Source organism: Lysinibacillus sp. Ag94, from assembly GCF_023242215.1.
Lineage (GTDB): Bacteria > Bacillota > Bacilli > Bacillales_A > Planococcaceae > Lysinibacillus.
On sequence record NZ_CP096780.1, the window covers coordinates 4,519,713 to 4,539,042 of the forward strand.

Genomic DNA, 19,330 nt, shown 5'->3' on the forward strand with positions numbered 1-19,330 from the left:
GCTCTTAGACTAAGTTCCTCTATTTCAGTAGGTGTTTGGAACCCTCTAAAAAGGAACCACCTTCAAAAATTTTAAATGACGATAAAAAAGAACAGCTTGGCACTATGCCTTGCTGTTCTTTTCAAATAAACATTTAATGGGCAGATGGGGGATGAATGCCCCTCGCTGTTGAAGATTATTTAGAAGTAGAAACTTCCTCTTTTTTCTTCACAACAAACTCTTCATTCACGTAATCAATAACAACTTGATTACCCTTCTCTACATTGCCTTTCAGCAGTTCTTCCGATAAACGGTCTTCTACTTGTTTTTGCAACGAACGACGTAGTGGGCGAGCACCGTATTGAGGATCATAGCCTTCCTCTGCAATTTTCTCGAGTGCCGAATCCGTTAACTCTAACGAAATGTCTTGCTCCTTCAGACGTTTTGTTAAAGCATTCGCCATCATTGCGACGATTTCTTTTAAATGTTCTTTTTCTAGTGAGTGGAAGACAATCATTTCGTCGATACGGTTTAAGAACTCTGGACGGAATGCTTTTTTCAATTCCTCGAGCATTGTACCCTTCATATCTTTATACTTCGTATCAGTACCACCTACATTAAAGCCAAGGTTTTTCTGATATTTTAAAGCATCTGCACCGACGTTTGAAGTCATAATAACAACGGTATTGCGGAAGTCGACCACTCGACCTTTAGAATCTGTTAAACGGCCATCTTCAAGTACTTGAAGTAAGATATTGAAAACATCTGGATGTGCCTTCTCAATTTCATCTAGTAATACTACTGAATACGGTTTACGACGAACCTTTTCTGTTAGTTGACCGCCATCATCAAAACCTACATAGCCTGGAGGTGAACCAACTAAACGGGAAGTCGAATGTTTTTCCATGTACTCAGACATATCCACGCGAATCATTGCGTCCTCATCGCCAAACATAACCTCAGCTAGTGCTCTGGCAAGCTCTGTTTTACCAACCCCTGTAGGGCCTAAGAAAATAAATGAGCCAATTGGTCGTTTCGGATCTTTCAAGCCAGCTCTCGCGCGACGTATTGCACGAGAAATTGCCTCTACTGCTTCTCCTTGACCTACAACTCGTTTGTGTAACTCTTCTTCAAGTTGTAATAACTTAGACGATTCTTCTGACGCAATTTTCGAAACGGGAATTCCAGTCCACATAGATACTACCGCTGCTACATCATCCACTGTCACTTTTGACTCGGCTTTACCTTGTTCTTCCTTCCAGTTTTTTCTTGTAGTTTCGATTTCATCTTTTAGTTTTTGCTCTGTATCTCTTAATGATGCTGCTTTTTCAAATTCTTGACCTGAGACAGCTGCATTCTTTTCAGAGCGCACATTTTCAAGCTTATCTTCAAGTGCCTTTAAGTTTGGTGGCACTGCGAATGAACGTAAGCGGACTTTAGAACCGGCTTCATCGATTAAGTCAATCGCCTTATCTGGTAAGAAACGATCAGAAATATATCGATCACTCATTTTTGCTGCCGCTTCAATTGCTTCATCAGTAATTTTCACACGGTGATGTGCTTCATAACGATCACGTAAGCCTTGAATAATTTGAATTGCTTCTTCTACAGTTGGTTCATCAACTTGAATTGGTTGGAAACGACGCTCTAATGCCGCATCCTTCTCAATATATTTGCGATACTCATCTAGTGTCGTTGCACCAATACATTGCAGCTCACCACGTGCTAAAGATGGTTTTAAAATATTTGACGCATCTATGGCACCTTCTGCACCACCCGCACCGATCAATGTGTGCAATTCATCGATGAATAAAATAACATTTCCTGCTTGGCGAATTTCATCCATTACCTTTTTCAAACGGTCCTCAAATTCACCACGATATTTTGTTCCAGCAACAACTGTCCCCATATCAAGTGTCATAACACGTTTATCACGAAGAATTTCTGGGACTTCATTATTAATAATTTGCTGTGCCAAGCCTTCAGCAATAGCTGTTTTACCAACACCTGGCTCCCCGATTAATACAGGGTTATTTTTTGTACGACGTGATAGAACCTCAATAACACGTGTAATTTCCTTGCTTCGACCAATGACTGGATCTAAAGTGCCTTCACGAGCAATTTGCGTTAAATCACGCGCAAGGCTATCTAATGTTGGTGTATTGGCAGCCTGTGCAGCTTGTTGACCAGATTGAGCATTATCGTTATTACCTAATAACAATAGCACTTGCTGACGAGCCTTATTCAATCCGACACCAGCATTATTTAATACACGGGCCGCTATACCTTCACCCTCACGAATAAGCGCTAATAGTAAATGCTCTGTGCCGATATAGGAATGACCTAATTTACGTGATTCATCGACTGATAGTTCTATTACCTTTTTAGCACGAGGTGTGTAGTGGACAATTGGGCCAACATCTTCTTTACCTTTCCCTACAAGCTCTTCAATACCTGATTCAATCATTTGGGGACTAATATCAATGGCTTCTAATGCTTTTGCAGCAATACCGCCACCTTCACGGATAAGCCCTAATAGAATATGCTCTGTTCCAATTGATTCGTGTTTCCAACGAATTGCCTCTTCTTGTGCAAGCTGTAATACTTTTTGCGCGCGTTGTGTAAAACGATTAAACATCAAATGAATCCTCTCCTTTTCTCCGAATAATAGGCTTACTCATATTTTCTCGAGATAGTGCCTCACGAAGCATTTCCGCTCGTACGCGATCTCGCTCAGTAGGTGGCAAAACGTCACCTGCGTAATTCTGTAAAAATCCAGGTTGCATACTAACAACACATTCGTTTAATTTAGTCGCTTTAATACCTTCAATTAACCGTAAATCTACTCCTAAACGAACATTGGAAAGACAGGTAGCAGCCTCCTCACTCGTTAAAATTCGAGCATGTGTTAATGTCCCTAAAGCACGGTATACACGATCTTCTAAGGCAAGCTCTGCTTTTTCCATTAACTTACCTCTTGCATGTCGTTCTTTTTGAATTATTTTTTCAGCGACACTTTGGATATCGGCTAAAATATCATCCTCTGTTTTCCCTAGTGTAATCTGATTTGACACTTGGTAAACATTCCCTATATTTTCACTACCCTCCCCATATATTCCTCTTACCGTCATTCCTAATCGTGTCATCGCATTAATGATTTGATTCATCTGACCCGTAAGAGTAAGGGCAGGCAGGTGCATCATGACAGATGCTCGTAAACCAGTACCAATATTTGTTGGACAACTTGTTAAATAACCAAATGTATCTCGAAATGCGTAAGGCAAAGCTTTCTCTAAGGTACGATCAATTTTATTGGCTTGCTCGTATGCCTTTTGAAGTTGAAAGCTCGCCGTCATACATTGAATGCGTAAATGGTCTTCTTCGTTCACCATAATGCTAGTTGATTCGTCATCAGATAAGAGCATGGAGCCAACTCGCTCTTTTTTTGCAAGCTGAGGACTAATCAAGTGCTTTTCCACAAGTATTTGACGCTGTAAAGACGTTAAGTCTTTAATAGCAAAATATGAATAATTTTCTCGAAGTTCTGTACTATCCTTGATTGCATGTGTAACTGCGTGTTCCACCTGTAATGCTTCATCCTCTGTAAAGGCTAATGGAAAACGATAACCATCTAAATTTCGAGCAAGGCGAATGCGTGTACTAATGACAATATCTGAATAATCGTCCTCTACACTCATCCATATCGGTGTAGCACGCTCTAAAAATGACTCAATCATCACGACACATCACCACCTTCAAATTGTAGCTGCTTCTCAAGTTCCTTCGCTTCATCACGAAGCTTTGCGGCCTCTTCAAATTGTTCTTCATCTACAGCAATCTTCATACGTTTACGAATATCTTCAATTTGCTTTTTGATGACATAGACATTGTTTTGGGCACCGGGCATTTTTCCTATATGTTGAGGACCAGCCTGTATACGGTTAAAGAGCTTCGGTAAGTGTTCACCAAAAGTGTCATAGCAGCTAGGGCATCCAAACTTACCTTCTTTTAAAAATTGTTTATACGTAAATCCACATTGTGGGCATGTTTGCGGTTGTGGTGGTGCCTGCTGTTTTTCACCCACTTGTTGTTGCTGCCATGTAGGGGAGCCAAACCAATTGGATAATAACTGCTGAATAGATATTGGCTCTTGCTTAAATTCAGCATGAAATGGATGGAACTGCGAGGCACAGACGTCACAATAATGATGCTCTACTTTTTGACCATTTTGAATTTGTGTTACGGTAACTGTCGCATTACGCTGCTTACAATGTTCGCATATCATTCCCATCACCTCTTTATTTGTGCTGTTCATATTTAATCGTTGTTAGCATCGCTCGTAAAATTCTTGCTCGAATAATATCCCGTAACGGGAGTTGCAAATCGAGAGTTGAGCGATCAACTGCTGCTAACATTAATTTCGCTTCTCGCTTAGAAATTACCTGCTCATCAATTAGTCGATACACTAAATCTTCTGCCATTGTTTGCGATGCCCCACCTTCTATTTGCGAGAGGACATCATCAATCAGATCAATTTGTGAATTCGCGCGGACACGTAAAATTCGAATGTATCCACCACCACCACGTTTGCTTTCAACAAGATAACCTCGCTCGACAGTAAATCTAGTATTGATTACATAATTTATTTGTGAGGGCACACATTGAAATTTATCTGCGATTTCACTACGTTTTATTTCAATATGCCCTTCTCCACCTAATTCAAGCACTTGCTTTAAGTAGCCTTCTATGATGTCTGATATATTACGCATTTTAGGAATACACCTCGCTTACTTCACTGACTTTGACTATCTTTGACTTTCTTTGAGTATATTATACAAAACGCTTGAAAATAATTGCAATTATTTCGCACTTAGAAAAAATTAATTATGCCTATGCCAGGAATAATTGCGTCCGGAATCGGCTTTGGTGTTAGGCGAGCAGGATGTTTTTTGCCCGGAAGCGTAGCGTCAGCAGCTTGATGCAGGTCAGTTAGCCGTTATCGTATGGAAGCGATGATTTTCAACTTATTTCTGCAGATGTTTGGACAACCGCTGAAATAAGTTTCTTAGTTATAAGATGCCCTTTTCAGCTATAGAAAAAACGCAAGCATATGCAACTAGCATATACTTGCGTCTATAAAAATTATACCCATCGACCAACTATTGGATAACGCCAATGCTCATCAGATAGAGCCTTCACAATACCGATAATTGGTGCAATAAAATACATGATACCAAAAACAATTAAGAACGGTATACCAATGATTAGGAAGCTTAAAATCCCCGAAATTGTCATCAATACCCCCATCACAACTTGGAACAATAAGGCCTGCACGGAAATACTTTTTACCTCTTCATCTGAGCTAATTAAGAAAAATATAATCGGTACTAACCATGGCGCAAAAAACGCACTTGCGTGTATGATTACCTTAGACCATTTAGTTTCCATTTATATCAATCCTTCCATTTAATTTTTTATTTTATGTACTACTATTTACGGATCTATTTCTTAAATAGTTTCAAATATAAATTGGATTTTAAAATTTTTTTGAAAGGCATGTGATAACTGATGGAATTTAATAACAAACTTGCAAACGAATACGAAAAAGGTATTCGTCGCACGCTCCCTAGCTATGATGCAATGCTACGTTTGACACAAACCTTTTACCAATCTGCGTTACATGAAACAGCTGAATTTTTAGTAGTTGGCTCCGGAAGCGGCAATGAGATTTTACAGCTTGCTGAGAAAAGTCCTCATTGGTCATTTGTTGGTATAGATCCGTCAGAAGCGATGCTACAAATCGCTGGTGAACGTTTAAAATCTCTACCTAATAATATTTCTTTATATCAAGGAACTATACTGGATACTCAGTTACCTGCAGTGAAGTTTGATGCAGCAAGCTGTGTATTAGTGCTTCACTTTATACAAGATGATCAGGAGAAGCTTGCAACATTACAAGAAATAGCGAATAATTTAAAGCCTGGTGCTCCCTTTGTCCTCGTCTCAAAATATGGGCAGCAAGGTTCCTTAGAAACTGAGCTACAATTTGATTTATGGCGTGCTTATTGGCTACAGCATACAAAGCTAACACCATCGGAAGTAGCAGAAATGGAGAAATCGATACGTTCTCTTTCATTTATGCGTGAAGAGGACATTTTAGCACTATTACAGCAGGCAGGTTTTACAAAACCATCTAGATTCTTTGCGACTACTTTATTTGGTGGTTGGATATGTTATAAAGAAAGTTTGTTGTGAAGATATATACACCTGTTAAGCTATAATTAACAGAATTGAGGTGAATGCTGTGATACGTACAATTGGCATTACAAAAGACCAAAAGCTTATAAAGAATTTTCCGCTTGAAGATATACACAAAAACGAATTTGAATGGTACTGGGTCGATTTTAATTGTCCGACCGATGAGGAAGAACTACTGTTAGATACATTTTTCCATTTTCACCCACTCGCTATAGAAGATTGTTTAATGCGTTTACAGCGGCCAAAGCTCGATTTTTATGATGATTTCCACTTCTTTGTTATCCAAAGAGTTAACGAAGAATTAACAGCTGAAGAAGTAAACATTTTTGTTTCTAATAAATTTATTGTTACATTTCATAAAAATTCAGCACCGGAGATAGATCGTGTACAAATGATGTTGGAAAAACAGCCAAAGAATTGGGAACGTGGCACAATCTATTTAACATACCAGGTAATCGATAAAATCGTTGATAACTATTTCCCGCTTGTCTATAAGATTGAGGATCATTTAAATGCACTAGAAGATGAGCTTACCTATCAAAGTAACCTTAACGCTATGAAAATTGTGTTTGAATTCCGTAGTGATTTGCTTGATCTACGTCGCACCATATTACCAATGCGTGATCTATTATATCGTATCCTTAACTCTTACCGATTTTCACTAAATAAATCAGAACGAGCTTATTTCGGAGATATTTACGATCATCTGCTTAAACTCACCGAAATGATTGAATCCAACCGTGAGCTCACTGCAGATATGCGTGATAGCTATATGGCGATGAGCTCTAGTCGTATGAATGGCATCATGATGACCTTAACAATTGTTTCAACAATCTTTATTCCGCTAACATTCATTGCCGGTGTTTATGGCATGAATTTCGAATATATGCCAGAGCTACACGGGAGATTTAGCTACTTTATCGTACTCGGAATTATGATTTTTATCGCTTTATTTATGCTGGCAGTCTTTAAGCTTAAAGGCTGGTTCAAATTATTTAAACCTTAATTCCTTCGGGACCATCGTCATTGATGACGAGAAGTACCCGCGCAAAGCGTTTACTCGCACAACATACTAAAGGCACCTGAGATTTTTCTAAGGTGCCTTTCCACTGTCAGTAAGGACCACGATCATCAATTTTATGTTCGCCTTGCTGTGGAAATAAAAAGTAAGCGAGTACCCCAGATACTATTGTTGCACAGATAGTAATTAATAGTTGCTCTAAGTCTGGTACTTCAGCATAGTAGTTTCTTAACATGTAAACCGAGCCAATCGCTACAATTACCATAACCGGAATAACAAATTTGAAACGCTTCTTTTCCATGTAATACCTCCTCAAAACTATTGTTACGTTCAATCTAAACAGTTCGTATTTTACAGGTTTCCTATTTTAAATTCAATTTACCTATTACCTTTTTAATAGTCTATTTCATGACTTTTAATCGACAGTCGTCTATAATGCCTATAAAAAATAAAGAAATACACTAAAATTTTAACCAAATTCACGACAAAAAATAGTAGAATAGACTAAATACCATATATTCCGAAAAATTAACAAACTAAGCAATTCGATTTTTATATACTACTATGCATTTATAAAGAATGGAGCAAACAGACAATGAGTTGGTTTACAAAAAAGAACGATTCTAGCTACTCAATTACATTAGCACCTGAAAATTATAAAAACAATGTACAATTGGATGTATCAAACTATCCAAAACTTCAAAAACAGTTGCAACTATTAGATTTAACAATTGAGGATTTAGCCATCATTAAACAACTACAGCCTTTAGCTAAAGATTTAGTTCCTGAAATGGTGGATAAATTTTATGCAGCTATTAGTTTAAGCCAAGATTTGTTAGATATTATAAACAGAACGTCACAAATCGAACGTTTAAAAGTTACTTTACATAAGCACTTGAGTGATATTTTCGAAAGTCATATTAACAACGCTTATATTGATGAACGGAAGGCAATCGCTGAAACCCATGTTCGAATTGGTCTACAATCAAAGTGGTATATCGCCTCATTTCAGTCATTAACAACAACATTTACACGCTTTACAAATGAGTTGGATTTATCGAAACATGATGCCATACGTGCTATCAATGCCTTCTGCAAAATCATTAACTTCGAGCAGCAGCTTGTAATCGAAGCCTATGAAAAAGAAGAGGAACGCATTCGAGCAGCAGCTGATGATACAAAACACGCACTTGTTACTACCATTCAAAAAACAGCAGAGGAGCTCAATGGGATTAGTGAAGAAACAGCAGCCTCTTTATTAGTCATTTCTTCTCAAACGGACGATATCGCAGTAGCGACTAAACAAGGCTTATCCTTCGTTGCTGATACACAAGAAAAATCCAGACGCGGACAGCAGCAGCTACAAGATCAAAATGATTTAATACAAGTTATTTTGCAAAGTGTAAACAGTCTTGAAGTTACGATGAACCAATTACGCACATCTTCTCAAAAAATATCAGAGATTGTAGGGCTAGTTACGGGAATTGCCGATCAAACCAACTTATTAGCATTGAATGCTTCTATCGAGGCAGCCCGTGCAGGTGAGCATGGTAAAGGTTTTGCTGTTGTAGCAGAGGAAGTTCGTAAGCTTGCAGAAGAGACAAAAAATGCGGTACAAAATGTTTCTCATCTCATTAGAGAAACAGAAAGTAATATTACAACAATGTCTAATTCAGTTATTAACGTGGATCAAAAGATTCAACATAGCGTAGATACACAAAACAGTTTATCTAAATCATTTAATGATATCGCCGATGCTGTTGCTGGAATTCAACAGCAGTATGTAAATACATCCAGAGATATTTCAACAATTTCTAACTTGATTACTGAACTGTCACAAGGAGCTACACTAGTTTCTTCTTCCTCCGATTCACTGATTAATGTGGTAAATGAGTTAAAAATGTAAGCACAAAAAGGGAAACTGACAGTATACGTCAATTTCCCTTTTCACTTTTAATGCGGTAATTCCCGTTTTTGCTTACGATGTTCTCGTCTTGCAGGGCCTGTTTCAAACAGACGTTTTTCTGCATCTGTTTCAGGATAAATTGCAGGAACTGGCTTAGGTTTACCATCATCATCTACTGCAACCATCGTTACAAAGGATTCCGTCGTTAATTTTTCCTCACGAGTTTCAATGTTTCGTGAAATAACCCGAACGTAAACTTCCATTGAAGAACGTCCAGTTGACGAAACAATACTTTCGATTTCTAAAATATCCCCTACATGTGCTGCCGATAAAAAATCAACTGAATCAATAGAGGCTGTAACTACATGCCCTTTCGCATGCTTCATTGCCGTAATTGCAGCAATTTCATCAATATAAGCTAACACTCTTCCACCAAAAATGGAGTTGTGATTATTTGTATCTGGCGGTAATACGAGACGCGTTTGAACAGTACGTGACTGACCCATCGGTATTGCGTTGTTTGTCATAGCTCTTGCAACTTCCCTTCATGAAATGTTTCTTTCGTCATCGTATCGTAGAAAAAGAGTTGATGCAAATTAGAACGATTTTTTCATCGTTATAAATTTCATATCTGTCATTTCCTCAATTGCCCACTTAATACCTTCGCGCCCGTAGCCACTCATTTTTACGCCACCGTATGGCATATTATCGACCCTAAATGTCGGAATATCATTAATAATAACAGCACCTGCTTGTATTTCATCTGCTGCACGTAATGCATCAGGTAACACATTCGTATAAATGCCAGCATTTAAACCAAGTTCCGACTCATTCACTAGTCGAATAGCGTCGTCTAATGTTTCATATGAAACAATTGAGACGATTGGCGCGAATGTTTCCTGACAAACAACTTTCATATCCGACGTCACATTCGTCATAACAGTTGGCGTTAAAGTACGTTCCGTAAATGTTCCGCCTGTTGCAACTATCGCACCTTGTGACTTTGCTTCGTCAATCCATTGACGAATACGTTCAACTTCTTTTGGATTGATCATTGCACTAACATCCGTATTTGTATCTAGTGGATCACCTACCACTAATTTTTCTGTCCCCGCTACAAATGCCTTTGTAAATTCATCAATAATAGATGCGTGTACATAAATACGTTGTAAAGAGATACAAACTTGTCCAGCAAAATTAAAAGCACCACCGACACAACGCGAAATAATTTTATCAATTGGTGTCGATGGCTCGACAATTACTGCAGCATTGGAGCCAAGCTCTAAAGTGACTTTACGCAAGCCTACTTTTTCTTTAATGCCCAAACCAACCTTACCACTACCCGTGAATGTCACCTTTTTCACAAGTGGGTGGGTCACTAGTGTATCACTTAGCTCCCCTCCGCTACCTGTCATAATTTGAAGCGCACCATTAGGTAGACCCGCTTGCTGGAAAATTTCCGCCATTACGATAGAGCTTAATGGCGTTTGCGTCGCTGGCTTTAAGACTACCGTATTTCCCACTGCAAAAGCAGGACCTAATTTATGTGCCACTAAATTGAATGGAAAATTAAATGGTGTTATGGCTGAAATTACACCTATAGGCTCTCGTTTTGTCCAGCCGATACGATCTCCTGCCCCTGGTGCAGCATCCATCGGTACCGTTTCACCGTTTGCTTGCTTAGCACCCTCCGCAGCAAATTGATAAGTTGCTATTGTACGTTCTATTTCAGTTAAACCTGCCGATATTGGCTTACCTGCCTCTAGGGCTAAAATTTCAGCTAATTCCTCTTTGCGCTGGCGCATTATGTTAACCACTTTATATAATATTTCGGCACGTTCGTAGGCTGTTGTCTTTTTAAACGTTTGGAATGCCTTATGTGCACCTTCTATTGCTTGCTCAACGTCAGAAATTGATGCCTTAGCTACCTTTGCAATAACCTCACCACTATAGGGCGATCTTAGCTCATATGTTTCCTTTGCGTTCCGCCATTGGCCATTCATCCAAAGCTTTGTTTCCTTCATCCTTCAAATGCACCTCCAAAAAATCAAGTTCTTCTTTATTTTATCACGAAGAACTTGATGCTACAGCAGCTGCACTCATTGCCGCGAACATCGCTGCTTGCTGCGCTTGAATTAATAATTCAATAGATGACATGATCGTCATTGATAAGGATTGTTGCACCTGCGCCATATCATAAATTGCAATTTGTATGGCCATAAATAACACAAATTCACGATGCCATTTTAAAAGTTTCATATCTTTTAACTCATTATATACATCAACAATCTGTTGAAGCTGTACTTGATTCACTTCAAGGATTGCTAAAAAACCAAGTAAAGGATAGTGCATCGTCTTGACCTTTACATCCTGATTCTTTAGTGTGTCACGGATCGTCACAACATTTGGCACTAGATTATTATCATATTGGGCTGATAAGAAAGTCAGTAATTGCGATAGCCATTGAAGCTCATTACCCGCATTAAAATTATACGTACGTAATTCTTTATAATAACGATTCATTGTTTCCGCACGTAGCTCCGCATCATCAGAGGGGCTACTTAACAATACTGCATAAGGAATATCATCGTATGACGTTAAAAACTTGTGATGTTTACGGATTGCATCAAATAATGCACGTGCCGCCTGTGCATGTGCACGCTTCTCACTTTCCTCTTCAGTTAAAAACTGTGCTCCAATAAAACTAAAGTTCCCACTTCTAAATTTCGCTTCCTTCATTATATTCACGTTGTTCAGTAAATTTTTTACGGCTTGTTGTGGATCTTCTTGCTCTAATAAATTTGCAGCAATACTATAACCTACCGTTGTTCTTAACGGAGATGTCCATGAAGTTTGCTTTTTCATTTCTTGTAATACTTCTTTATATTTAACAGAATCAAAAGGTTTTCCAGATGCCACATATTTGCTAGCTATGGCTAACACAATTTTACGATCCACTGTCCGGCCAACAGCCTTCGAGACATCCTCCACCATATTTGTAAACTGATTTTCAATCATAACGAAATCCATGTTTAACACGCTCCTTTTCCATATTTACGTAATTAAACAAAAAAGGATTCATTCATTTTGGCTCATCATCATAACGTTGGATTGGTTTCATTCCTGCTAACGAAGCGACAGTAGCACATGATTTTTTGTGTGAAAGCCTCCTATCAAGTAGCCATATAACCTCACATAAACTTTCCAAATAAATCAACATAAAAAACAGCGGCAATACTGTTTGCCGCTGTCACTAAAGTCTTTAAATTAAACCTAATTCCTTTAACTCCTCTGTTGAAAAGGCTCTTGATCTTGTTAAGAATCGTTTCCCTTCAACGCCTTCAAGTGAAAACATACCACCTCTACCATCGACAACGTCTAAGATTATTTGTGTATGCTTCCAGTAGTCGTATTGATTTTTATGCATATAGAAGGGAGCACCACCAATCTCTCCTAGGCAAACATCTTGATCACCTAATAGTAGGTCGCCCTCTGGATAACACATTGGCGAAGAGCCGTCGCAGCATCCACCTGATTGATGAAATATAACAGGACCATGCTTTTCTTTCAATAATTCTTTTAGTGCTAGCGCTTCTTCTGTTGCTATAACTCGCTCGACCACGCTCATGCACCTCCCTATTGATTAGAAGAAACCAAGTTTGTTTTCACTGTAGCTAACTAATAGGTTTTTCGTTTGTTGATAGTGAGCTAACATCATCTTATGGTTTTCACGACCAACCCCTGACATTTTATAGCCACCGAATGCTGCATGTGCAGGATAAGCGTGGTAGCAGTTTGTCCAAACACGTCCTGCTTGAATACCACGACCAAAGCGATAGGCTGTATTCATATCACGTGTCCATACACCTGCACCCAAACCGTATAATGTGTCATTCGCGATTTCTAACGCTTCTTCTTTTGTTTTAAATGTTGTTACAGCAACAACTGGTCCGAAAATTTCTTCTTGGAAAATACGCATTTTATTGTGTCCTTTGAAGACAGTTGGCTTAATGTAGTAACCATTTTCAAAGCCTGACCCTACATTATTTTTCTCTCCGCCAATTAGACATTCTGCACCTTCTTGCTTACCAATATCTAAGTAAGAAAGGATTTTTTCCAGTTGCTCACTCGAAGCTTGCGCACCCATCATCGTATTCGGATCAAGTGGATTTCCAACTTTAATCGCTTCAACACGCTGTAGGACGCGCTCCATAAATTTATCGTAAATAGATTCTTGAATTAATGCACGAGAAGGACATGTACATACTTCACCTTGGTTTAATGCGAATAATACAAAGCCCTCTACTGCTTTATCTAAAAAGGCATCATCTTCGTCCATAATATCCTCAAAGAAGATGTTTGGCGATTTGCCGCCCAATTCTAATGTAACTGGAATAAGATTTTGTGAAGCATATTGCATAATTAAGCGACCTGTCGTTGTCTCACCCGTAAAGGCAATTTTACCGATGCGTGGGTTTGATGCGAGCGGCTTCCCTGCCTCTAAGCCAAAGCCATTGACAACATTTAGTACACCTGATGGCAATAAATCTTCTATTAATTCAACGAGCACCATAATCGAAGTTGGTGTTTGCTCTGCAGGTTTTAACACCACACAGTTTCCAGCTGCAAGTGCTGGTGCTAGCTTCCAAACAGCCATTAATAACGGGAAGTTCCATGGGATAATTTGACCTACTACCCCAATTGGCTCATGGAAATGATAAGCGACAGTATCGTTATCGATTTGGCTTACTGCGCCTTCCTGTGCACGTAAAGCTCCCGCAAAATAGCGGAAATGATCAATTGCAAGAGGGATATCTGCATTTAATGTTTCACGTACCGCTTTTCCGTTATCCCATGTTTCGGCAACGGCTAGCTTTTCTAAGTTTTGTTCTATGCGGTCCGCAATTTTAAGTAAAATGTTTGCACGCTCTGTTGGGGATGTTTTTCCCCATGCATCTTTTGCGGCATGTGCTGCATCAAGTGCAAGTTCAATATCCTCAGCAGTAGAACGAGCTACTTGTGTAAAAACTTGTCCAGTAACAGGTGTCACATTGTCAAAGTATTGTCCTTTCACTGGAGGTGTCCATTCCCCACCAATGTAATTTTCATATTTCTCTTTGAATTGAACTACCGACCCTTCAGTGTTTGGAAATGCATAAACCATTTTACTTCTCCCCTTTACACAAAATGATGAGAAAATAATCTACAAATATCGTCATTTTTTATCGAAATAACAATAATTTCATAGATACCCTCTTACACAATATATTGTCAGAAACGAAAAATAATTTCAACTTTTTTAAATTTTTTTAGATTCCTATTAAAATTCGTTTGTGATTAAGGAAGCAGATTGGTATGAAAGCACAAGGAATGAGGTAGTAGAACGACGAGGAGAATCACGAAAGTTGTTTTCCTGGAATGAGTTATTTTTCCTAGAAAAGCTTCTAGAATTCACGGTGTGACCAACTATAATGTATACTTAAAAATAATATAAATGTATAGGAGAACAGTATGCGCATTAATAAATATTTGAGTGAAACAGGCATCGTATCTCGTCGCGGTGCGGATAAATGGGTAGAAGAAGGTAAAGTAACAATTAATGGTGAACTTGCTACAGTTGGTAGTCAAGTAGCAGCTGGTGATATGGTTTGTGTTGATGGAAAAGAGGTAAAGAAAGAAGAACAGCTCGTATATATTGCCTTAAACAAACCAGTAGGAATTACAAGTACAACTGAACGTCATATAAAAGGAAATGTCGTTGATTTTGTCAATCATCCTCTTCGCATTTTCCATATTGGACGACTAGATAAAGAGTCAGAAGGGCTATTATTACTGACAAATGATGGTGACATCGTCAATAAAATTTTACGTGCTGAAAATCATCACGAAAAAGAATATATCGTGCAAGTCGATAAACCCATTACGGAGCAATTCATCAAAAAAATGGGAGCGGGTGTAGATATTTTAGATACTACAACCTTACCTTGTCATGTCGAAAAAATATCTGATAAAGTCTTTAAAATCATTTTAGAGCAAGGTTTAAATCGCCAAATACGTCGTATGTGTTCGGCACTTGGCTACTCCGTTAAGCGTCTACAACGCATTCGTATTATGAATATTAAGCTTGGCAATTTAAAAGTTGGACAGTGGCGCGATTTAACAGATAAAGAACGAACAGAACTATTTAGACTACTTAAATACACACCAAAATAAAGCAGTTTAAGGGGATAGAACTATGCTGTCAATTCAAAGTACTGAGCAGTTAACTGGGGCACGTGTTAGCGGGGATTTTTGGGATTTAGATGAGCTTATTAATGCTATTTACAAAATAACTGGTGATGAAAACAAGTATTATGATTATCAAGGAGCGCGCCTGCGCATTCTTCGTGTTTGTTATAATCTACGTCAAGCTGCCCAGGGGGAGCATCAGCTTGAGTTTGTTAGCAATGGTCTCAATAAAAGTGTTTTGATACAGCATGAACTAATTTTTCCCCACAAAAATGCATATTTCACAGCAGAGATTCTTTGGCCTGAGCTAATCTTTACTGCTATCGCTTTAAACGATTTCATTCGCCTACATCAGGAGCTAATTGATTCTTCTGATTGGAATATTGATGTTGCCGCTATTCGTAAATTCCAGGCAGCGGTTGCTAACTGTTTAGAGCAGGAGCTTAATGAGGAAGAATACTTAGTATTTTTAAGAATGCTCCATACTAAAAGTCCATTAACATTCCGGTATGCAACACAGTACATCGATGTTTTGAACTTAGAGTATATTCAACTAAGCCTAGAGGAGCGTAAAGCTCAATTAGCATCATTTGCTCTCCGATTAATGTTAGAAGACAATGAATATGTAATGCTAAAATCACAACTCATGGAAGCCGCAATTACTACAAAAAAATCGTTACATGAAATCGAAATTAAAGCTAAATATCCTGAAACTATTTTGTGGTAAATAGGAAGCGCCGTCTCAACTATTTTGAAACGGCGCTTGTCAATAAAATATGGCGATTGGGCTAAACGAGTAGCCCTCATCTAGGTAAGCAATATTTCCTTGGTCATTTTGTTTTTCAACACTATGAGCCGACTCACCTAACTTTGAACAGCTATCTATCTTCCTTTAAATTGTTGTGTAAGCCATTTTTCTAATAACTTCCTCGTGCTGTGGATAGTCAGCTAAAAGCTCTTCTTGTGTAAATAATTCGAAGTCTTCAAAATCAAAGCCTGGTGCAACCATACAGCCTACTAAACTAAATGCATCTGCATCCTCTACAGATGAGCCAAATATAGTATTTTTCGGTACTGCTATTTGTGGTACTTCTCCTGACTCGACATCTAATCCAAGTTTCTTCGCCTCATATGTACCATCTGGGAAAATCATATGGACTGTTAGCGGACTGCCGGCATGATAATACCAAAGCTCGTCCGATTTTAAACGATGCAAATGCGATATATCCTGTGAACGAAGTAAGAAATAAATACTCGTATAAATGGGTCTCTGTACATCTCTTACAGCCATCTCCTCAGCTGCTCTAAACGAGGATATGTAATATCCCCCCTCAGGATGCTCTGCTAAATTTAATTTCTCAATAAAATATTGTGCTGAATACTTCATAAAACATCACTCCTTTCGTCCACAATACCAAATAATAAAAGACGAATGCTACTGCTATCTGATTTTTTTCAAGCACCTATCTAATATAAAAGGCATCTCATCTTCCGAGATGCCCTCATCTTTTATAAACCACCTAAATAAGCAGCCTTTACTTGTTCACTCTCTTGAAGCTCTTTAGCCGTGCCCGATAATACTATACGTCCGGTTTCAAGTACGTACGCACGATTGGCTACGGATAAAGCCATATTGGCATTTTGCTCAACAAGTAATACGGTTGTACCTTCTTTATTAACTTGCTCAATAATATTAAAAATATTTTTTACCATAAGTGGCGCAAGCCCCATTGAAGGTTCATCCATTAATAACAATTTTGGTTTTGCCATTAATGCTCGACCCATCGCTAGCATCTGTTGCTCACCACCAGATAATGTACCTGATTGCTGTTTACGGCGCTCCAACAGACGCGGGAATAATTCATACACATGCTCTAGATCCTTTTTGATACCTGCTTTATCGTTACGGAGATATGCTCCAAGCTCTAAGTTTTCTTCAACGGACATATTTGCAAAAACACGGCGCCCCTCTGGAACATGTGAAATTCCTGATTTTACAATTGTCTGTGCAGCTTTCCCTGCGATAGAGAAGCCCTCATATTCAATGATGCCACCCTTTGGTTTTAATAAGCCTGACAATGTTTTTAATAATGTACTTTTACCAGCACCATTTGCACCAATTAACGTTACAATTTCACCCTCATTTACTTCTAAAGAGAGGCCCTTTAATGCTTGAATGTTACCGTAAAATACATCTATATTTTGTACTTTTAGCATTAGCTGATAACCTCCTCGCCAAGGTAAGCTTCAATTACCTTTGGATTGTTGCGGATTTCTTCTGGTGTCCCATCAGCGATTAATTGACCGTGATCGAGCACGTATATACGTTCACAAATTCCCATAACTAAGCTCATATCATGTTCAATTAGAAGAATTGTTAAGCCAAATTCTTTACGAATAAACGCTATTAATTCCATTAAATCATGCGTCTCCTGCGGGTTCATCCCTGCTGCTGGCTCATCTAATAAAAGTAGCTTAGGTTTCGCAGCAAGAGCACGAGCAATTTCTAGACGGCGCTGCATCCCATAAGGTAAATTTTTCGCAAGTTCATCCTTATATACATCTAAGCCAAAGATTTTTAAAAACTCAATAGATTGATGCTCCATTTCTGTCTCACCTTTAAAATAATTCGGTAAGCGGAAAATAGAAGACCACATGGAATGCTTTGCAAGTGAATGGTTCGCTACCTTAACATTATCTAAGACAGATAGCTCTTTAAATAAACGAATATTTTGGAATGTACGACTAATACCTTTTTGTGTAACTTGATATGGTGCAAGCCCGTTTAACTTTATACTGTCAAATGTAATCGTGCCCTCAGTTGGCTTATACACCCCAGTAAGCATGTTAAAGCTCGTTGTTTTACCAGCTCCATTAGGCCCTATGAGACCTACTAGTTCTCCTTGATTCAGGTACATATTAACGCCCTGTACCGCCTTTAAACCACCGAATTGAATGCCCATGTTTTCAACATTGATAAGAAGGTTTCCAGTCATTATTTTGTACCTCCTTTTTTACCGAATTTAAATAAATCTGTAACTTCCTTTGTTCCCATCAACCCTGTTGGACGGTACAGCATTACCACTATTAAGACTAAGCTATAAATAATCATACGTGTTTCTGGGAAGTTTGCTAAATATGCTGAGACTACTGTTAAGAAAACCGCAGCTATGACAGATCCTGAAAGACTGCCTAAACCACCAAGAACTACATAGATTAAAATATCAAAAGATTTTAAGAAACTGAAAGTGGTCGGTTGAATAATGTAAAAATTATGTGCAAAGATGGCCCCTGCAAGACCAGCAAAGAAGGAACCAATTGCGAAAGCTACAACTTTATAGTAGGTTGTGTTAATACCCATTGCATCTGCCGCAATTTCGTCCTCACGAATCGAAATACATGCGCGTCCATGACGGGAATTTGTAAAGTTCGAGATTACTAAAATTGTTAGAACAACACCTATGAATGCATAAGTCCAATTTGATAAATATTCAACCTGCATCCCTGCTGCGCCACCAACATAATCCGTATTTAAGAAGATAATACGTATAATTTCCGCAAAACCAAGCGTTGCAATTGCTAAATAGTCACCTTTTAAACGTAACGTCGGGATACCTACAATTAAACCTGCTACTGCTGCTGCAAGTGCCCCTAAAAAAATAGCTAATGGGAACGGAAGCATTAATTTAGTTGTGATAATGGCAGAAATATATGCCCCTACCGCTAGAAAGCCGGCATGCCCAATCGAAAACTGACCGGTAATACCAATGACAATGTGCAAGCTAACCGCAAGCATAATGTTAATACACATTGTGATCAACATATTTTGATAGTAAATATCGAGAAAGTTCGTTGAAATAAGCACCTGAACAACTGCATAGATGACTAGCGCTAATACTGCATAGCCCCAGAAAACTTTAGATTTTTTCATAATCACC

At 38.5% G+C, this 19,330-nt stretch carries 20 protein-coding genes; 5 read left to right on the forward strand and 15 right to left on the reverse strand.

What is annotated here, in order from left to right; genetic code table 11:
* Positions 1-175: 175 nt before the first annotated feature.
* From MY533_RS21500 to MY533_RS21520, 5 genes are all read right to left on the reverse strand, one after another.
* On the reverse strand, positions 176-2,620 hold the full coding sequence (locus MY533_RS21500) for an ATP-dependent Clp protease ATP-binding subunit (RefSeq protein ID WP_248717499.1): 2,445 nt from the start codon (positions 2,618-2,620) through the stop codon (positions 176-178).
* Positions 2,610-3,719 (reverse strand): protein-arginine kinase McsB, encoded by a 1,110-nt coding sequence (locus tag MY533_RS21505; protein WP_132362645.1) that lies wholly within the window; start codon positions 3,717-3,719, stop codon positions 2,610-2,612. Before MY533_RS21505 ends, MY533_RS21500 begins: the two co-directional genes overlap by 11 nt.
* A complete protein-coding gene (locus tag MY533_RS21510; RefSeq protein WP_132362643.1) occupies positions 3,716-4,264 on the reverse strand; it encodes a UvrB/UvrC motif-containing protein in 549 nt (182 codons plus the stop codon). Before MY533_RS21510 ends, MY533_RS21505 begins: the two co-directional genes overlap by 4 nt.
* A 13-nt stretch (positions 4,265-4,277) precedes the next feature.
* Positions 4,278-4,748 carry a CtsR family transcriptional regulator gene (locus MY533_RS21515; RefSeq protein WP_248717500.1) on the reverse strand — a complete coding sequence of 157 codons (471 nt, stop codon included), beginning with the start codon at positions 4,746-4,748 and terminating at the stop codon, positions 4,278-4,280.
* Between the two features lie 373 nt (positions 4,749-5,121).
* Positions 5,122-5,427, reverse strand: a complete 306-nt coding sequence (locus MY533_RS21520; RefSeq protein ID WP_132362639.1) for a DUF4870 domain-containing protein — start codon at positions 5,425-5,427, stop codon at positions 5,122-5,124.
* Between the two features lie 120 nt (positions 5,428-5,547).
* Between MY533_RS21520 and MY533_RS21525 the strand changes: the two genes are divergently transcribed.
* Positions 5,548-6,234 (forward strand): class I SAM-dependent methyltransferase, encoded by a 687-nt coding sequence (locus MY533_RS21525; RefSeq protein ID WP_248717501.1) that lies wholly within the window; start codon positions 5,548-5,550, stop codon positions 6,232-6,234.
* A 49-nt stretch (positions 6,235-6,283) separates the two neighbouring features.
* The gene (gene corA / locus MY533_RS21530; protein ID WP_248717502.1) at positions 6,284-7,243 is read left to right on the forward strand and encodes a magnesium/cobalt transporter CorA; all 960 of its coding nucleotides are present in this window, start codon (positions 6,284-6,286) and stop codon (positions 7,241-7,243) included.
* 106 nt (positions 7,244-7,349) lie between these two features.
* Here the strand turns inward: corA and MY533_RS21535 are convergent, their stop codons facing one another.
* The gene (locus tag MY533_RS21535; RefSeq protein WP_248717503.1) at positions 7,350-7,559 is read right to left on the reverse strand and encodes a hypothetical protein; all 210 of its coding nucleotides are present in this window, start codon (positions 7,557-7,559) and stop codon (positions 7,350-7,352) included.
* A gap of 294 nt (positions 7,560-7,853) precedes the next feature.
* Here MY533_RS21535 and MY533_RS22250 point away from each other — a divergent pair, with 294 nt between their 5' ends.
* Positions 7,854-9,164: a globin-coupled sensor protein gene (locus MY533_RS22250; protein WP_305883973.1), complete on the forward strand. Its 1,311-nt coding sequence runs from the start codon at positions 7,854-7,856 to the stop codon at positions 9,162-9,164.
* Positions 9,165-9,211: 47 nt separating this feature from the next.
* Here the strand turns inward: MY533_RS22250 and MY533_RS21550 are convergent, their stop codons facing one another.
* The 5 genes from MY533_RS21550 to adh form a co-directional block, all read right to left on the reverse strand.
* Complete coding sequence (locus MY533_RS21550) at positions 9,212-9,691, reverse strand: acyl-CoA thioesterase (protein WP_053482846.1); 480 nt, start codon at positions 9,689-9,691, stop codon at positions 9,212-9,214.
* Between the two features lie 69 nt (positions 9,692-9,760).
* On the reverse strand, positions 9,761-11,188 hold the full coding sequence (locus MY533_RS21555) for an aldehyde dehydrogenase family protein (RefSeq protein ID WP_248717504.1): 1,428 nt from the start codon (positions 11,186-11,188) through the stop codon (positions 9,761-9,763).
* A 43-nt stretch (positions 11,189-11,231) separates the two neighbouring features.
* Positions 11,232-12,194, reverse strand: a complete 963-nt coding sequence (locus tag MY533_RS21560; protein ID WP_248717505.1) for a DUF4003 family protein — start codon at positions 12,192-12,194, stop codon at positions 11,232-11,234.
* Positions 12,195-12,426: 232 nt separating this feature from the next.
* On the reverse strand, positions 12,427-12,786 hold the full coding sequence (locus MY533_RS21565; RefSeq protein ID WP_142509928.1) for a DUF779 domain-containing protein: 360 nt from the start codon (positions 12,784-12,786) through the stop codon (positions 12,427-12,429).
* Between the two features lie 21 nt (positions 12,787-12,807).
* Positions 12,808-14,328: an aldehyde dehydrogenase gene (gene adh / locus MY533_RS21570; protein WP_248717506.1), complete on the reverse strand. Its 1,521-nt coding sequence runs from the start codon at positions 14,326-14,328 to the stop codon at positions 12,808-12,810.
* A 347-nt stretch (positions 14,329-14,675) separates the two neighbouring features.
* On the opposite strand from adh, the gene rluF reads away from it, so the two are divergent.
* Both rluF and MY533_RS21580 read left to right on the forward strand, forming a co-directional pair.
* Entirely contained in the window at positions 14,676-15,377 is a 702-nt protein-coding gene (rluF, locus tag MY533_RS21575; RefSeq protein WP_132362623.1) for a 23S rRNA pseudouridine(2604) synthase RluF, read from the forward strand.
* Positions 15,378-15,399: 22 nt separating this feature from the next.
* Entirely contained in the window at positions 15,400-16,119 is a 720-nt protein-coding gene (locus tag MY533_RS21580) for a DUF6904 family protein (RefSeq protein WP_248717507.1), read from the forward strand.
* 165 nt (positions 16,120-16,284) lie between these two features.
* Here MY533_RS21580 and MY533_RS21585 read toward each other — a convergent pair whose 3' ends face one another.
* The 4 genes from MY533_RS21585 to MY533_RS21600 form a co-directional block, all read right to left on the reverse strand.
* Complete coding sequence (locus MY533_RS21585) at positions 16,285-16,779, reverse strand: cupin domain-containing protein (protein ID WP_248717508.1); 495 nt, start codon at positions 16,777-16,779, stop codon at positions 16,285-16,287.
* A 122-nt stretch (positions 16,780-16,901) separates the two neighbouring features.
* Complete coding sequence (locus MY533_RS21590) at positions 16,902-17,609, reverse strand: ABC transporter ATP-binding protein (RefSeq protein ID WP_248717509.1); 708 nt, start codon at positions 17,607-17,609, stop codon at positions 16,902-16,904.
* Entirely contained in the window at positions 17,609-18,388 is a 780-nt protein-coding gene (locus tag MY533_RS21595; protein ID WP_248717510.1) for an ABC transporter ATP-binding protein, read from the reverse strand. Before MY533_RS21595 ends, MY533_RS21590 begins: the two co-directional genes overlap by 1 nt.
* Complete coding sequence (locus tag MY533_RS21600) at positions 18,388-19,323, reverse strand: branched-chain amino acid ABC transporter permease (protein ID WP_132362613.1); 936 nt, start codon at positions 19,321-19,323, stop codon at positions 18,388-18,390. The genes MY533_RS21595 and MY533_RS21600 overlap by 1 nt, the downstream gene beginning before the upstream one ends.
* Positions 19,324-19,330: the final 7 nt, after the last annotated feature.

What these genes read in the sequence shown, in the direction of transcription:
- MY533_RS21590 (WP_248717509.1), bottom strand. Translation starts at nt 17,609, where the DNA reads ATGCTAAAAGTACAAAATATAGATGTATTTTACGGTAACATTCAAGCA.
- MY533_RS21595 (WP_248717510.1), bottom strand. Translation starts at nt 18,388, where the DNA reads ATGACTGGAAACCTTCTTATCAATGTTGAAAACATGGGCATTCAATTC.
- MY533_RS21510 (WP_132362643.1), bottom strand. Translation starts at nt 4,264, where the DNA reads ATGATATGCGAACATTGTAAGCAGCGTAATGCGACAGTTACCGTAACA.
- adh (WP_248717506.1), bottom strand. Translation starts at nt 14,328, where the DNA reads ATGGTTTATGCATTTCCAAACACTGAAGGGTCGGTAGTTCAATTCAAA.
- MY533_RS21585 (WP_248717508.1), bottom strand. Translation starts at nt 16,779, where the DNA reads ATGAAGTATTCAGCACAATATTTTATTGAGAAATTAAATTTAGCAGAG.
- MY533_RS21560 (WP_248717505.1), bottom strand. Translation starts at nt 12,194, where the DNA reads ATGGATTTCGTTATGATTGAAAATCAGTTTACAAATATGGTGGAGGAT.
- MY533_RS21550 (WP_053482846.1), bottom strand. Translation starts at nt 9,691, where the DNA reads ATGACAAACAACGCAATACCGATGGGTCAGTCACGTACTGTTCAAACG.
- MY533_RS21515 (WP_248717500.1), bottom strand. Translation starts at nt 4,748, where the DNA reads ATGCGTAATATATCAGACATCATAGAAGGCTACTTAAAGCAAGTGCTT.
- MY533_RS21525 (WP_248717501.1), top strand. Translation starts at nt 5,548, where the DNA reads ATGGAATTTAATAACAAACTTGCAAACGAATACGAAAAAGGTATTCGT.
- MY533_RS21580 (WP_248717507.1), top strand. Translation starts at nt 15,400, where the DNA reads ATGCTGTCAATTCAAAGTACTGAGCAGTTAACTGGGGCACGTGTTAGC.
- MY533_RS21555 (WP_248717504.1), bottom strand. Translation starts at nt 11,188, where the DNA reads ATGAAGGAAACAAAGCTTTGGATGAATGGCCAATGGCGGAACGCAAAG.
- MY533_RS21535 (WP_248717503.1), bottom strand. Translation starts at nt 7,559, where the DNA reads ATGGAAAAGAAGCGTTTCAAATTTGTTATTCCGGTTATGGTAATTGTA.
- MY533_RS21600 (WP_132362613.1), bottom strand. Translation starts at nt 19,323, where the DNA reads ATGAAAAAATCTAAAGTTTTCTGGGGCTATGCAGTATTAGCGCTAGTC.
- MY533_RS21520 (WP_132362639.1), bottom strand. Translation starts at nt 5,427, where the DNA reads ATGGAAACTAAATGGTCTAAGGTAATCATACACGCAAGTGCGTTTTTT.
- rluF (WP_132362623.1), top strand. Translation starts at nt 14,676, where the DNA reads ATGCGCATTAATAAATATTTGAGTGAAACAGGCATCGTATCTCGTCGC.
- MY533_RS22250 (WP_305883973.1), top strand. Translation starts at nt 7,854, where the DNA reads ATGAGTTGGTTTACAAAAAAGAACGATTCTAGCTACTCAATTACATTA.